Origin of the sequence: Kocuria sp. SM24M-10 (genome assembly GCF_001027955.1) — a bacterium.
GTDB lineage: Bacteria > Actinomycetota > Actinomycetes > Actinomycetales > Micrococcaceae > Kocuria > Kocuria oceani.
Genome location: NZ_LDNX01000142.1, coordinates 1 through 12,760 on the forward strand (window position 1 = coordinate 1; position 12,760 = coordinate 12,760).

A 12,760-nucleotide genomic window follows, 5' to 3' on the forward strand; every position below is an offset into this window, starting at 1 on the left:
CCCGGCCCGCCGCGGACGGCGGGCCGGGGCCCGGGCCGTGCTACTGCGGGTCCTCGGGCCGCTCCGGGCGCTCGCGCTCCTCGACGGAGGAGCGCACCTCGGGGTCGTCGGTGTCGTCGACCCACGGCTCGGTCTGCCGGTGCTCCTCCACGTGGTCCGGCTGCCGGGCCTGCAGTGCGTCCTCGACCTCGTGCTTCATCTGGTCGTCGAGCTCCGACCCGTGCTTGGTGTTGCCTCTCTCGGCCATCACGTCGCTCCTTCGGTAGTGGTGTCCGGCCGGCCCGCCGGCGGCGGCCCGCCCGGGCGTGGGATCAGCTGCCGCCCTCGTCCTCGGCCAGGCCGCGCTGGGCACGGTCGGCCGCCTCGGAGGAGCCCTCGGGCAGGGGGTCGGCCGCGGGCGGGACCTGCCCGGGGGCGTAGTCCTGCAGCCCGGCGGCGACCCGCTCCTGCTCGGTGGCCGCGGCGAGGGCGTCGTCGTCGAGCTTCTCGGGCATGCCCGCGTGTCCCTGGTGGATGGGGCGGGGCAGAGCGTCCTCCTGCGGCTCGATGACGTCGTCGAGGTCGGGGGCGTCGTCGTTCGGGGTGCTCATAGGAAGCCTCCTTACGTTGTGCCGTGTGCCCACCCTAGCGAACCCGGCGGGGCCGGGGAAGGGCGCGGGGCGGCCCGGCACCGGTGGGACACGGCGGCGCCGCGGGGTCGGGGTCCTGGACGAACCGCGGCGATGGGGGTTGAGTAGCGGTCATGACCACCTTCACGTTCAGCTCCCGCGTGCCCCATCCCGTCGAGGACGTCTTCGCCTGGCACGCCCGCCCGGGAGCCCTCACGCGGCTGACCCCCGCGTGGACGGGCTCCGTCGTGGAGGAGTCCTCCCCGCCGCTGCAGAACGGCACGCGGTCCCGGCTGCGGGTCGCCGTGCCCGGCAGCTACGGGCTCGCCTCGGTGCCCTGGACGGCGGAGCACCACGGGTTCGTCCCGGGCCGGGAGTTCCGCGACCGGATGGTCAGGGGTCCGCTGGCCTCGTGGGAGCACCACCACCGGTTCGACGACGACGGGCACGGGGGGACCGTGGTCACCGACACGGTGGAGTACGCGGCCCTGCCCGGCGACAAGGCCTTCGGCGACCGGCTGATGGGCCCGGCGCTGGGCCGCCAGTTCGAGGCCCGCGCGCGCCGGCTGGCCGCGGACCTGGAGTTCCACGCCCGCCGGCCCGGCCGGCCGCTGACGGTCGCGCTCACCGGGGCGTCCGGCACGATCGGCACGCAGCTGGCCGCGCTGCTAAGCACCGGCGGGCACACCGTGCTGCGCTTCGTGCGCCGCGAGGCGCGCACTGCCGGGGAGATCTCCTGGGACCCGGAGGCCGGGGTCCTGGACCCCGCCGCCCTCCGGGGCGTGGACGTGGTCGTGAACCTGGCCGGGCGCAGCATCGGGGGGCGGCTCACGCGCGCGGCGAAGGAGCAGATCCGCGGCTCCCGCGTCCGCGGCACGGAGCTGATCGTGCGCGCCCTCGCCGCGCTCGGCGACGACGCCCCGGCGACCCTGGTCAACGCCTCCGCGATCGGCTACTACGGGGCCGACACGCACGGGCAGACCGTCACCGAGAAGTCCCCGCCCGGCGAGGACTTCCTCGCCGAGGTCTGCACCGCCTGGGAGCGAGCCGCCCAGGGGGCCGAGGCCACCGGGACGCGCGTGGTGACGGTGCGCACCGGGGTGGTGCAGAGCCCCGCCGGGGGCGCGCTCAAGGCGCAGCTGCCGCTGTTCCTCGCCGGGCTGGGCGGGCGGCTGGGCTCCGGGAACCAGTGGCTGAGCTGGATCTCCCTGGACGACGCGGTGGGGCTGTTCGCCCACGCCGTGCTCTCCGCCGGGCTGCACGGCCCCGTCAACGCCGTGGCTCCCATGCCGGTCACGGGCCGGGACTACGCACGGACCCTCGGCAAGGTGCTCGGCCGGCCCGGGCTGCTGCCCACGCCGGGCTTCGGGCCGAAGCTGGTGCTCGGGGCCGAGGGTGCGGAGCTGATGGCGCTCGCGGACCAGCGGGTCTCGGCCGACCGCGCCATCGACCGCGGCTACCGGTTCCGGCACCCCGACCTCGGCTCCGCGCTGCGCGAGGAGCTCGGCCGCTTCTGAGTACGGACGCCGGAGGACCCCGCCCGGCGGGGCCGGACGGGGTCCTCCGGTGTCGGCGCGGCGTCGGTGCCGCGCCGGTGCGGCGACCGGCTCAGAGCCGCCCGGTGACCGGGAAGCGCTCCCAGGCCCGGTGGCTCTTCATGAGCGCGACGACCTGCTCCACCACGGCGGCGGAGTCCTTGCCGGCGACCACGCCGGGCGCGCCCTCGGGCAGGCCGGCCGCGGCGAGCGCGCGCCCCTTGTCGCCCCAGACGCCGATGGCCTTGGCCTGGCGGAACACCTCGCCGAGCAGCAGGTGCACGCGCGGGTCCAGGGCGCCCGTGGACACGGCGCCGGCCTTGGCGTCGAGGCCCGGCCGGGCGTCCGGCGCCGGCGGCACGGCACCGGCCACGAGCACGGAGTCGAACTCGACGGAGCGGGCGGTGAGGTAGGTGCGCTGGGCCACGACCTTCCCGCCGCGCCCGACCGGCCCGCCGTGCGGGGCGATCACGAGCGGGACCATGCCCGCGGCGTCGATCGCCTCGACCACGGCCAGGAGGTCGGCCTCGTCCGGGTCGGGCCCGACCACGACGCCGACCTGCCGGCCGTCGAGGGGCCACTGCCCGCCGATCTGGGACAGGGCGGGGCTCGGCGCGATCCGGCCGTGCTCGACGGTGGGCCGCGGCGCGGGCAGGCCCAGGCCCTCGGCGACCACGGCGCACAGCTTCGCGTCGATGTTGGCCAGGGACTGCAGCTGGCGCTCCTTGACCGACTGCTCCCAGCACTTGCCGAGCTCGAAGGTGTAGGCCTGCGCGATGTGCTCCTTCTCGACGTCGCTCATGGACAGCCAGAACAGGCGGGCCTGGCTGTAGTGGTCGTCGAAGGACGCCGGGGCCCCGCGCTCCTTGACCGACTCCGCCACCGGGGCCGGGTGGTCGATGAAGGGACGGGCCGGCTCGTCGGCCGGGAACGGGTTGTTCCCGTCGAGGGTGTTCGGGTGGTAGGGCGCGACCCCGGTGTGCACGGCGGTCTGGTGCATGCCGTCCCGCAGCATGTCGTTGACCGGGGCGTGCGGGCGGTTGATCGGCAGCTGCGTCCAGTTGGGCCCGCCCAGCCGGCTGAGCTGGGTGTCCAGGTAGGAGAACAGCCGGCCCTGCAGCAGCGGGTCGTTGGTCACGTCGATGCCGCGCACCAGGTTGTTGGGGTTGAAGGCGACCTGCTCGGTCTCGGCGAAGTAGTTGGAGGGGTTGCGGTCCAGCGTCATGAGCCCCACCGGCTGCACGGGCGCGAGCTCCTCCGGGACGATCTTCGTGGGGTCGAGCAGGTCGATGCCCTCGAACATCTGCTCCTCGTTGTCCTCGAAGACCTGCACGCCGAGCTCCCACTCGGGGTGGGCGCCGGCCTCGATGGCGTCGGCGAGGTCACGGCGGTGGACGTCGGGGTCCATGCCGTTGGCGATCTGCGCCTCCTCCCACAGCACGGAGTGCACGCCCAGCTTCGGCTTCCAGTGGAACTTCACGAGCACGCTGCCGCCCTCGTCGTCCAGCAGGCGGAAGGTGTGGATCCCGAAGCCCTCCATCGTCCGGTAGGAGCGCGGGATCGCGCGGTCGGACATGTTCCAGATCGTGTGGTGCTGCGCCTCGGTGTGCAGCGAGACGAAGTCCCAGAACGTGTCGTGGGCGGACTGGGCCTGCGGGATCTCCCGGTCCGGGTGCGGCTTGCCGGAGTGGATGACGTCCGGGAACTTGATCGCGTCCTGGATGAAGAAGACGGGGATGTTGTTGCCCACCAGGTCCCAGGTGCCCTCGGACGTGTAGAACTTCGTGGCGAAGCCGCGGGTGTCCCGGGCCAGGTCGGCCGAGCCCCGGGAGCCGAGGACGGTCGAGAAGCGCACGAAGACCGGGGTCTCCACGTCCTTGCCGAACACGGCGGCCGAGGAGATCCGGCTCGCGGTGCCGTAGGAGCGGAACACGCCGTGGGCGCCGGCGCCGCGGGCGTGGACCACCCGCTCGGGGATGCGCTCGTGGTCGAAGTGGCTGATCTTCTCGCGGAAGTGGTGGTCCTGGAGCAGCACGGGCCCGCGCCGGCCGGCCTTCAGCGAGTGGTCCGTGTCGCTGCGCCGGGACCCGTGGGCGGTGGTCAGGTACTCCCCGCCCTGGGCGGCGAGCGTCGGGTCGGCCCCGGTGTCCCGGCCGGTGGGGCTCACGGGCGCCGGAGCCGCCTGGTCGGGCTTCGGCGGCAGCGGGGGCCGGGGCTCGGTGGGCTCCACGGCCGGGGCCTCCTCGCTGCCGGGAACGCCCGGGGGCATCGGCGCCTGTCCACCCGCTCGGTGTCTCGTCCTGTTCAGCCGCTTGCGCATGTGCATCTCCCGCTCGTCCTCGTCGTGTGGTCGTCGCCGGCCGGACCGGCCCCGGAGGGGCGCGGAACAGCCAGTCCACTGACCATTCAGTCACCGGCGGAAGGGACCGCACAAGCCCCCCACGCGGGACTCCGCGCTCGGTGAACAGCCCCGGGCACGGCACGGCCCCCGCCGGCCGGAGCCGGCGGGGGCCGCAGGACGGGGCTCAGGCCCGGCCGTCCTGCTCCTGCACGTCGATCCGCTCCTGGCGCACCGTCTCCTCGATCACCTCGGTGCGCTCGGTGCGGCGCACCGCCAGGCGCACCCGCTGGTAGGGCACCCGCACGGTCTGCACCACGGGCACCTCGCGGTAGAGGATGACCTCGTCCTCCCCCACCGGCAGGTCCTGCCCGGCGAGGAACGCCTCGCGCTCCTCCTCGGTGATCGGGGTGCGGATCTCCTCGACGTCCTCGGAGGCCAGGGTCTGCTCCTCGCGCACCGGCTCCTCGACCACGTACTTGCGCAGGCGCAGCCGCCCGGACTCGACCCGCTCCGTGCCGGCCCGCAGCCGTTCCTCGTGCCGGACCACGGTGGCCGCGTCCTCCTCGGCCCGGCCCCCCTCGGACCGGCCGCGCGCCGGCACGGCGTCCCCGAACCGGTCGCCCTCGAACCGGTCGCCCTCGAACCGATCGCCCCCGGGCCGGTCGTCGCGCGCGGCGGACTCCTGGTCGAAGGCCTGATCCCCGGCGCCGCCGGACGGTTCGCGGTGCTCGTCCGCGACGCTCTCCCGGGCCCGGCCGGCCGTGGCGTCGGCGCCCGTGAGGGACTCCCCCGTCCGGCGGACGTTCGTGCCGTCGTCCTCCCCGGCGTCGTCGCCGTGCCGGTGGGCGTCGTCGTCCCCGGCGTCGATGTTGTAGGCGGGCGCCCCGCCGCGCGGGTCCCGCGTGTCGGTCGTCCCGGACGTCGGGTCTCCGCCGACGTCGCGGCCCTCCCGGCCGTAGGCGTTGTGGTCCCACAGCTCGGTCGACGAGCTGGGGGCGTGGCGCTCCACGCCCGTGTCGTCCACGTCGCGTGTCCGGTCGGGGCGCGTCCCGGGGCGCTCCGTGTGGGCAGTTTCCTGGTCGTACGGGCGGTCGTCGGAGGTGGACATCGTGGGCTCTCCTCAGGATTGCTGTGGTGGTCGGATTTTATCAGCGTGCTGAGCGGTGCTTCCGCCCACTCTACGGGGGACCGGCCGGGACACGCCCCGGCGCCCGCCCTTGTCCGCCCGCCCCCGCGGTGCCAGTATCGATGCATGAGCGCCTGGATCGTTCTCGCGGCCGGCGGCACCGAGGCCGCGCGGACCGGGGTGTGGGAAAGTGGTGCGACGGTGGCCGGCGCGGTCGTCGTCGTGCTGATGGTGGCCGCCGTGACCTCCCTGCTGCGCACCCCGGGACAGGACCCGGTCCTGCGACTGTTCTGGTTGCTCGTGATCCTCGCGTTCCCCGTGGCCGGCGCCGGCCTGTGGTTCGTGCTGGGCCGCCGCGCGGGGCACGCACCCGGCGCGCACCCCGCGTAGTCGATCCCGTCCCCGTGGAGGACCCGGCCGAGAAAGGAATCCGCATGAGCTACTCCCAGGACGGGCACGGGTTCTTCACCCAGGCCCTCGACGCCGAGGACCGCGGGCGGCTCGACGAGGCCGAGACCGCCTACCAGCAGGCCATCGTCCTCTTCGAGGAGGAGGGCGACTCCCTGCAGGAGCAGGCCGCCTGCCACTACAACCTGGGCCACCTCTACCTGGGGATGAACCGGCCGGGCCGGGCCGTCACCGCCTACGAGGAGGCCCTGGGCCTGTTCCACCGCATCGGCGGCAGCGGCAAGCACCAGGCCCGCACCCATCTGATCCTGGGCAGCCTGTGCCTGGAGCTGGACCGCGCCCACGACGCCGAGGAGCACCTGCTGGACGCCCTGGGGCAGTACCTCGACGCCCCGCACGACGCCCACGACCAGGCGCAGTGCCACGTCAACCTCGGCCGGGTCTACGAGCTCGGCGAGCGGCACACCCAGGCCATCACCGCCTACAACCGGGCCCTGGACTTCTACCAGGAGACCGAGGCCACCACTGCGGACCAGGCGGAGTGCTTCACCGCCCTGGGGCGGCTGTACGAGCGCGCGGGACGGCTGAAGGAGTCCGGCGCGGCCTACGCGGCCGCGGCCCGGCTGCGCTGGGCGGCCGAGCAGCAGCGACTGGAGAGTGCCGATCCCGCCCGGGACGCCGGCGTGCCCGACGGAGAGGACCGCACGTGAGCTCACGCCTGATCTACGGGTGCATGACCATCGGCGGCTCGTGGGACGACGCCCCCCACGACGCCGCCACCGTGGACCGCGCCCGGGCGGCGGTGCACGCGGCCCTCGACGCCGGCATCACCGACTTCGACCACGCCGACATCTACGCCCACGGCAAGTCCGAGGCGGTCTTCGGGGAGCTCCTGGCCGAGGACCCGGCACTGGCGGGCCGGGTGCGGCTGCAGACGAAGTGCGGGGTGCGCCTGCCCGGCAACACCGCCGCCCCCGGCGCCCCGGCCCACTACCGCCTGGACCGGGGAACGATCCGCGCCGGGCTGGAGGGCTCCCTGCGCCGGCTCCGCGTGGACTCGGTGGAGCGCTTCATGCTGCACCGCCCCGATCCCCTCGCCGACCCCCACGAGGTCGCGGACGCCCTGGACGAGCTCCGCAGGGAGGGACTCATCCGCTCGGTGGGCCTGTCCAACATGTCGACCCGCCAGGTGGCCCTCTACCAGCAGCTGCTCACCACGCCGGTCACGGCCCTGCAGCTGGAGCTGAGCCTGCGCCACCGCGGGTTCGTGGAGCAGCAGATCCTCGCCAACCACCCCGAGGGCGCCGAGCACTCGTTCCCCGAGGGGATCCTGGAGTACTGCGCGGCCGACGGCATCGAGGTGCAGGCGTGGGGCGCCCTGGCCCGGGGCCTGTACACCGGGGCCCCGATCCCGCCGGAGGACCAGCACGCCGCGGCCACGGCCGAGACGGTGCACCGGATCGCCGCCGCGCACGCGGTGTCCGGGGAAGCGGTGGTCCTCGCGTGGCTGATGCGCCACCCCGGCGGCATCCGCCCGGTCCTGGGCACCACCGACCCGCGCCGGATCGCCGCGTGCGCCGAGGCGGAGGCGCTGGCGCCCCGGCTCGGCCACGAGGACTGGTACGCCCTGCTCACCGCGGCGCGCGGCAACCCGGTGCCCTGACCCCGCTCAGCGGAACAGGGGCGGACCGGAGTAGGGGGCGAGGATCTCCTGCTGCTCCGGGGTGATCCGCAGGACCGTCCCGGTGGCGGGCACGAAGAACGCGAGCTGGGTCTCGGCGCGCACGCACGCCCGGCGGCTCACCACGTCCGTGATCTCGAAGCCCAGGGTGAGTGCCCCGCCACGGGCCGAGACGACCCACACGCGCACCTCCACCGGGGTGTTGCGGTACTCGAGGGAGCGCAGGTACTTGATCCGGTTCTCGGTGATCAGCGCCTGGGTGCCGGCGGGGAGCACGGAGAAGAACGGGATGAGCGGGGCCTCCACCTCGTGACCGGTGCCCACGGGCACACCGAGCGCCGCGATCCGCGCCTCCTCGAGCAGCCGCACGACCTCGACGTTGTTCACGTGGCCGTACGGGTCCATGTCGCCCCAGCGCATGGGCACCCGGCACAGCACCCCGGACTGCTGCGTCACCGTCATGCGGTCGTCCTCCTCGGTCGTTCGGGCCCGGGATCGGGCGGACCGGCCGCGGCCGCCGCCCCACGGGCGTCCCCATCGTAGGCCCGGGGCCGGGCCGGCCCCGCACCCCGGCGACACGGGCCGGGGTGACAGAATGGGCGGGGACCCCGGGTCCTCCCGACGAGCGGCAAGGAACGACGGAATGACCGGAAGCTCCCGCACCGTCCCGCGGACGCGGCGCCCGACACGGCCGGCACCGCGACGTCCACCGCGGTGGGTGACGTGGGGCGCCGCCTCGGTGCCGGCCCTGCTGCTGGCCTGGCTGCTGGGGTGCTGGGTCGTGCTCCAGCACCCGCGCACCGACGAGCCGTCCCGGTCGGACGCCCTGTTCGTCCTCGGCCCCCCGGACCGGACCCGCCTGGCGGAGGCGCAGCGGCTCATGGACGCCGGGATCGCGCCGGTGCTCGTGATCGCCGTCCCCGGGGCCGGGGACCTCGGCGACGACTCGGGCCCCGTCTACTACACCCGGGCCCAGCAGGTCTGCGCGGCGGAGTCGGCCTACGAGGTGATCTGTTTCCGGCCGGACCCGTCCACCACCCAGGGCGAGGCCCTGCAGCTGCGGGAGCTCAGCCGCCAGCGGGGCTGGGACCACGTCAGCGCGCTCACCTACCGTCAGCACGTCACCCGGTCCCGGCTGATCCTCGAGCGCTGCTACGCCGGCGAGCTGGACGTGCTCGCCTTCGACTACCCGGAGCTGCCACGGGGACTGCTGCGGGAGTTCGCCTACCAGTCCGGCGGATTCGCGAAGGCCTGGGTCACCCCCGGCTGCGACCAGCAGCTGCCCTGGCGGCCGAAGTCCCGGGACTGAGCCGGGGCGCCGGCTCAGCCGCCGCGGTCGGCGAGGTCGCGGATCCACTCGACGGAGCGGCGGTCGCTCTCGGAGGAGACCGTGTGGGCGTCGTCGCGGCCGGAGAGGACGTCCGCCGCGGAGGTCCTCGGCGCGCCCGGACGGTGCGGCCCGCCGGACGCGGCGATCCCGGCGATCCAGCCCTCGCCCTCCACGCCGCGGTGCGCGTCGGCGGCCAGGCGGGCCCGGGCGGCGGCGACGGTGATGGGGTCCACGGGGTCGGCCATGGCTCCATTCTTCCCCCGCCGTCGCCCGGGAGGAAGACTGGGACCATGACCGACCTGCAGTGCCCGGCCACCGCCGTCCTGCTCGACGACGCCGCCGCTCCCCCGCCGTGGACGGCGCGGCTGCGGGTGGCCGAGCGGTTCACGGCCCGCGACGAGGCGGAGCTGACGGCGCTCGTGGAGGACGCGGCCGATCTGTTCCGCGGGGAGACCTTCGTGGTCGCCGCCCCTGCCGGTGACATCGAGGAGGCGCTGCGGCGGCGGGGCGTCGTCGGGCGGGCACCGGCCGTCGTCGAGGTGGACTCCGCGGGATGGCGGTCCCGGCCCGCACCCTGACGCGGACCGGTCGGGCGGAGCGCTCGAGGAGCAGCGGTGTCCGGTCGGAGCGGTCCCGCACGGCCTCGAGCGCGCGGAGCCCAGTACGGCCCGTCCGTCGGCGGAGTCCTGGCCGTCGGCCCACGGACCCGGCGGTTCCGGTGTCACCGGGCGCTCGCCGGGGCGGCCGGCGCTGTGCTGTCCGGCCCGCCCTCTAGTGTTTCCGCTGGTGAGGTCGGCCTGGCCTCACCGCACCGGGAATCCGAGGAGGACATCACTTCCATGATGGGACCGAGCCATGCGGCCTGCGGGGCAGCCGCATGGGTGGCGCTGACCGCCGACTACCAGCTGCACCTGCAGGGCCTCAGCATTCCGATCGGGTGGGGGCTGCTGGACGTCGGCGACGCCGGGGTGCTCACCGGCGCCCTGGTCACCGCCGGCGCGGCACTGCTGCCGGACCTGGACCATCCGGGCGGGACCGTGGCCCGGTCCCTGCGGCCCCTGTCCACGTGGCTGTCCCGCGGGATCTGCCGGCTCTCGGGCGGGCACCGCCGCGGCACCCACTCGGTGCTGGGGGTGCTGGCGTTCACCGGCCTGGCGGCGGGCGCGCAGAAGATCGGCATCCCCGTCGGGGACCTGGGCCGGGTCTGGCCGCTGGCGGCGGTCATGTCCGTGCTGCTCATCGCGTTCGCCGTGCAGGTGCTCGCCTTCGTGCCGGAACGGGTGGCGAAGCTCAACTGGGTCGTGGGGATCGGGCTGGGCGTCGTCGTGGGCCTGTACCCGCCCGCCCACGAGTGGTGGTTCGCCGCCGCGGTGGGCACGGGCGTGGCGGCCCACCTGGCGGGGGACCTGGTGACCACGCGCGGGATCCACCTGCTCTACCCGCTGCGGATGCCGCTGCCCCTGCCGCGCTCCGTGTACAAGAACCGTTCGTTCCTCACCGTGCCGCTGATCGGCAACGCCGGGTCGGCCGCGGAGCTCGCGCTGCTCGCCCCGATCACGCTCTTCGCGCTGACGGGCCTGTGGGGCGCCTTCGCGCTGGCAACCGGGCTGGTGGTCGCCTGACCCCTCAGACCACCCGCCCGTCGTGGGCGTGGCGGCGCTCCTGCTCCGCGCGCTCCTTCTTGATCAGCTCCAGGGTGCGGACGAGCCGCGGCAGGGTGATGACGACGAGACCGCCCACCATGTTCAGCGGGATGACCCACAGCATCCACAGCAGCCACTCCGTGTAGGAGATGTCCGCGCCCGCGTGCATCGCCCCGAAGATGATGGCCGAGTTCAGCGCACCGTGCAGCATTCCCAGCCCGACGACCAGCAGCCCGTCGATGATCGCGATGACGGCGTGCACGACCTCGTTGCTCGAGCCCTGGCTCATCCGCGTGCCGAGCGTGATGGTGCTGCCGGCCAGCAGCGCCAGGGCGGCCGACTCGACCGTCAGGCCGCCCTCGAGGTACTTGGTGGCCGACTCCTCCAGGACGTCGTGGAACTGCGGGAACGCCGCCACGACGAACCAGGTGAACAACCACCCGCCCAGGAGGTTGGTCAGCAGGGTCACCACCCAGAACCGTGCCAGCTGCAACCAGGTGCTGTGCCGGGAGACCACGGCGTAGATGGGCACCAGGAAGTTCTCCGTGAAGAGCTCCGAGTGGGCGAGCTGGAGGGCGAGCAGCCCGAAGCCGAACGCCGCGCCGGCCAGCAGGTCCGATCCGGTGGCCTCCTTGACCGCCAGGAAGGCGAGGATGCCTACGCCCACGTCGATGCCGCCGAAGAGCCCGGTGATGATCAGGGCCCGCCACGTGCGGGTCAGGCGTTCCGCCCCCTCGGTGACCGTGTTCTCGAACCCTTCGACGAGCTCGTCCTCGAGCGGCTCGTCCGTCCGGCCCAGCTCTCTGCGCTTCTCCTCGAGATTTTCCCTGTCGGGTTCCATCGGTGCCCCCTGTGCGGCGTCGTCGGCCCCTGTCGGGGACACGACCAGCCTAGTGATGGCCGCCCACGGCCACGATTCGCCATTCCGGACAAGTGTGGGTAGGATTGTCGTCGTTGCTCACGGCGGTCCGCCGCCGGGGTCGACGAGCGCGAGTGGCGGAATAGGCAGACGCGCACGGTTCAGGTCCGTGTGCCCGAGAGGGCGTGGGGGTTCAACTCCCCCCTCGCGCACCACAGGTTCGACGCAGAACACGACAGTTCTGCGCAGAGAAGCATCTGGTGCTGCTGAAGGCCGGTTGTTCGGGATGTCCCGAGCAATCGGCCCTCGGTGTTTCCGGAACCCATGTCGCCGCACGGGGCCGTGCCGAACAGCCGGCCGGCCCGCTTCCACGGCGCCCCGGCCGCCGGTCGGCTCCCCCGGCACGTCGGACCGCTCCCCGCACCGGGCGCAGCGGTCGTGTCACACAGCGCGTCGGGCCGTCATGTTCCCGCCGGTCCCCCGACTCCTCCAGGCGGGGCGATGCCTCGTGCGCGGCACCTCGCGCACCCCGGTCCGGACGCGGCGGCGGCCGTGGCCGACCTGCGCCATCCCGGGTCTGACACCCCGGTGGCCTGCGGAAACACCGGGTACTGACCGGTCAGGAACGAGTGCCGGACCCGAGAGGGCCGGGTGGGCGCACTCCCCGGGGGCTCAGGCGCCCGCCCGGGGCCGCGGGTGTCGACCAGGGGCGTGGCAGCACCGTTTGCCCTAGTGAAAGCCTTGAACGTGGCGCGAGGGTCCTCTTACGGTGAGGCCACCCGGTTCACGGGGACGACCTGTCTCACAGGTCCGAACATGTTCTCCACATGTTCTTTCTCGCATGCATGACGGTCTCGTCGTCATGCCCTTCTCTAGGGGACACCATGGATGATCTGCGCAAGACCCTTGCCGGTGCGGCCATCGCGACCGCCCTCCTCGGCGGCTCGCTCGCCACGCCCGCCTTCGCGGGTGACGACTGGCACGACAAGTCCGAGGACGAAAACGGACACGAGTACGGCAACGACCACGAGAAGGACAAGGACGACAAGGACGAGAACGGCGACAAGAACGGCGACGAGAACGGCAAGGACCAGAAGGACGAGGACGACGAGGAGTCCGAGGACGAGAAGTACGTCCACGAGTACAACTGGAAGCACGACGGCCACGACTGGTACAACGACGCCGACGACGACCACGAGAAGGACGACGACGAGAAGTACGACCACGAG

14 protein-coding genes, 1 tRNA gene and 1 pseudogene are annotated in these 12,760 nt (G+C 73.8%); 9 read left to right on the plus strand and 7 right to left on the minus strand.

Going from position 1 to position 12,760, the window contains the following annotated elements; all coding sequences use genetic code 11:
• Positions 1-40: 40 nt before the first annotated feature.
• Together ABL57_RS17210 and ABL57_RS17215 are read right to left on the minus strand one after the other, a co-directional pair.
• Positions 41-247 carry a hypothetical protein gene (locus ABL57_RS17210; protein ID WP_047804709.1) on the minus strand — a complete coding sequence of 69 codons (207 nt, stop codon included), beginning with the start codon at positions 245-247 and terminating at the stop codon, positions 41-43.
• 64 nt (positions 248-311) lie between these two features.
• Positions 312-590 (minus strand): hypothetical protein, encoded by a 279-nt coding sequence (locus tag ABL57_RS17215; protein WP_047804710.1) that lies wholly within the window; start codon positions 588-590, stop codon positions 312-314.
• A gap of 152 nt (positions 591-742) precedes the next feature.
• Here ABL57_RS17215 and ABL57_RS17220 point away from each other — a divergent pair, with 152 nt between their 5' ends.
• Complete coding sequence (locus ABL57_RS17220; protein ID WP_047804711.1) at positions 743-2,125, plus strand: TIGR01777 family oxidoreductase; 1,383 nt, start codon at positions 743-745, stop codon at positions 2,123-2,125.
• Positions 2,126-2,216: 91 nt separating this feature from the next.
• Here ABL57_RS17220 and ABL57_RS17225 read toward each other — a convergent pair whose 3' ends face one another.
• Positions 2,217-4,412: a catalase gene (locus ABL57_RS17225; protein ID WP_082157527.1), complete on the minus strand. Its 2,196-nt coding sequence runs from the start codon at positions 4,410-4,412 to the stop codon at positions 2,217-2,219.
• A 256-nt stretch (positions 4,413-4,668) separates the two neighbouring features.
• Positions 4,669-5,592 carry a YsnF/AvaK domain-containing protein gene (locus tag ABL57_RS22765; RefSeq protein WP_203225674.1) on the minus strand — a complete coding sequence of 308 codons (924 nt, stop codon included), beginning with the start codon at positions 5,590-5,592 and terminating at the stop codon, positions 4,669-4,671.
• Between the two features lie 144 nt (positions 5,593-5,736).
• Between ABL57_RS22765 and ABL57_RS17235 the strand changes: the two genes are divergently transcribed.
• From ABL57_RS17235 to ABL57_RS17245, 3 genes are read left to right on the plus strand one after another with little or no spacing between them, the layout of a single operon-like run.
• On the plus strand, positions 5,737-6,000 hold the full coding sequence (locus ABL57_RS17235; protein WP_047804712.1) for a PLD nuclease N-terminal domain-containing protein: 264 nt from the start codon (positions 5,737-5,739) through the stop codon (positions 5,998-6,000).
• A gap of 44 nt (positions 6,001-6,044) precedes the next feature.
• Positions 6,045-6,728, plus strand: a complete 684-nt coding sequence (locus tag ABL57_RS17240; protein ID WP_047804713.1) for a tetratricopeptide repeat protein — start codon at positions 6,045-6,047, stop codon at positions 6,726-6,728.
• Positions 6,725-7,681: an aldo/keto reductase family oxidoreductase gene (locus tag ABL57_RS17245; RefSeq protein WP_222844970.1), complete on the plus strand. Its 957-nt coding sequence runs from the start codon at positions 6,725-6,727 to the stop codon at positions 7,679-7,681. The genes ABL57_RS17240 and ABL57_RS17245 overlap by 4 nt, the downstream gene beginning before the upstream one ends.
• A gap of 6 nt (positions 7,682-7,687) precedes the next feature.
• Here ABL57_RS17245 and ABL57_RS17250 read toward each other — a convergent pair whose 3' ends face one another.
• Entirely contained in the window at positions 7,688-8,161 is a 474-nt protein-coding gene (locus tag ABL57_RS17250; protein WP_047804714.1) for a thioesterase family protein, read from the minus strand.
• A 256-nt stretch (positions 8,162-8,417) separates the two neighbouring features.
• Between ABL57_RS17250 and ABL57_RS22450 the strand changes: the two genes are divergently transcribed.
• The gene (locus ABL57_RS22450; RefSeq protein ID WP_047804715.1) at positions 8,418-9,008 is read left to right on the plus strand and encodes a hypothetical protein; all 591 of its coding nucleotides are present in this window, start codon (positions 8,418-8,420) and stop codon (positions 9,006-9,008) included.
• 14 nt (positions 9,009-9,022) lie between these two features.
• Here the strand turns inward: ABL57_RS22450 and ABL57_RS17260 are convergent, their stop codons facing one another.
• On the minus strand, positions 9,023-9,274 hold the full coding sequence (locus tag ABL57_RS17260) for a hypothetical protein (protein ID WP_047804716.1): 252 nt from the start codon (positions 9,272-9,274) through the stop codon (positions 9,023-9,025).
• Positions 9,275-9,319: 45 nt separating this feature from the next.
• Between ABL57_RS17260 and ABL57_RS17265 the strand changes: the two genes are divergently transcribed.
• Together ABL57_RS17265 and ABL57_RS17270 are read left to right on the plus strand one after the other, a co-directional pair.
• Positions 9,320-9,607, plus strand: coding sequence for a hypothetical protein (locus ABL57_RS17265; protein WP_047804717.1), 288 nt, complete (start codon positions 9,320-9,322; stop codon positions 9,605-9,607).
• 261 nt (positions 9,608-9,868) lie between these two features.
• The gene (locus ABL57_RS17270; protein WP_047804718.1) at positions 9,869-10,651 is read left to right on the plus strand and encodes a metal-dependent hydrolase; all 783 of its coding nucleotides are present in this window, start codon (positions 9,869-9,871) and stop codon (positions 10,649-10,651) included.
• A 4-nt stretch (positions 10,652-10,655) separates the two neighbouring features.
• On the opposite strand, the gene ABL57_RS17275 is transcribed toward ABL57_RS17270, so the two are convergent.
• Positions 10,656-11,513: a formate/nitrite transporter family protein gene (locus ABL57_RS17275; RefSeq protein ID WP_047804719.1), complete on the minus strand. Its 858-nt coding sequence runs from the start codon at positions 11,511-11,513 to the stop codon at positions 10,656-10,658.
• Positions 11,514-11,659: 146 nt separating this feature from the next.
• On the opposite strand from ABL57_RS17275, the gene ABL57_RS17280 reads away from it, so the two are divergent.
• Together ABL57_RS17280 and ABL57_RS20910 are read left to right on the plus strand one after the other, a co-directional pair.
• Positions 11,660-11,746, plus strand: a tRNA-Leu gene (locus ABL57_RS17280).
• A 669-nt stretch (positions 11,747-12,415) separates the two neighbouring features.
• Positions 12,416-12,760: pseudogene (locus tag ABL57_RS20910) on the plus strand (hypothetical protein); the annotation flags it as partial.

What these genes read in the sequence shown, in the direction of transcription:
- ABL57_RS22765 (WP_203225674.1), bottom strand. Translation starts at nt 5,592, where the DNA reads ATGTCCACCTCCGACGACCGCCCGTACGACCAGGAAACTGCCCACACG.
- ABL57_RS17265 (WP_047804717.1), top strand. Translation starts at nt 9,320, where the DNA reads ATGACCGACCTGCAGTGCCCGGCCACCGCCGTCCTGCTCGACGACGCC.
- ABL57_RS17235 (WP_047804712.1), top strand. Translation starts at nt 5,737, where the DNA reads ATGAGCGCCTGGATCGTTCTCGCGGCCGGCGGCACCGAGGCCGCGCGG.
- ABL57_RS17240 (WP_047804713.1), top strand. Translation starts at nt 6,045, where the DNA reads ATGAGCTACTCCCAGGACGGGCACGGGTTCTTCACCCAGGCCCTCGAC.
- ABL57_RS17225 (WP_082157527.1), bottom strand. Translation starts at nt 4,412, where the DNA reads ATGCCCCCGGGCGTTCCCGGCAGCGAGGAGGCCCCGGCCGTGGAGCCC.
- ABL57_RS17215 (WP_047804710.1), bottom strand. Translation starts at nt 590, where the DNA reads ATGAGCACCCCGAACGACGACGCCCCCGACCTCGACGACGTCATCGAG.
- ABL57_RS17275 (WP_047804719.1), bottom strand. Translation starts at nt 11,513, where the DNA reads ATGGAACCCGACAGGGAAAATCTCGAGGAGAAGCGCAGAGAGCTGGGC.
- ABL57_RS17210 (WP_047804709.1), bottom strand. Translation starts at nt 247, where the DNA reads ATGGCCGAGAGAGGCAACACCAAGCACGGGTCGGAGCTCGACGACCAG.
- ABL57_RS17270 (WP_047804718.1), top strand. Translation starts at nt 9,869, where the DNA reads ATGATGGGACCGAGCCATGCGGCCTGCGGGGCAGCCGCATGGGTGGCG.
- ABL57_RS17250 (WP_047804714.1), bottom strand. Translation starts at nt 8,161, where the DNA reads ATGACGGTGACGCAGCAGTCCGGGGTGCTGTGCCGGGTGCCCATGCGC.
- ABL57_RS17260 (WP_047804716.1), bottom strand. Translation starts at nt 9,274, where the DNA reads ATGGCCGACCCCGTGGACCCCATCACCGTCGCCGCCGCCCGGGCCCGC.
- ABL57_RS17220 (WP_047804711.1), top strand. Translation starts at nt 743, where the DNA reads ATGACCACCTTCACGTTCAGCTCCCGCGTGCCCCATCCCGTCGAGGAC.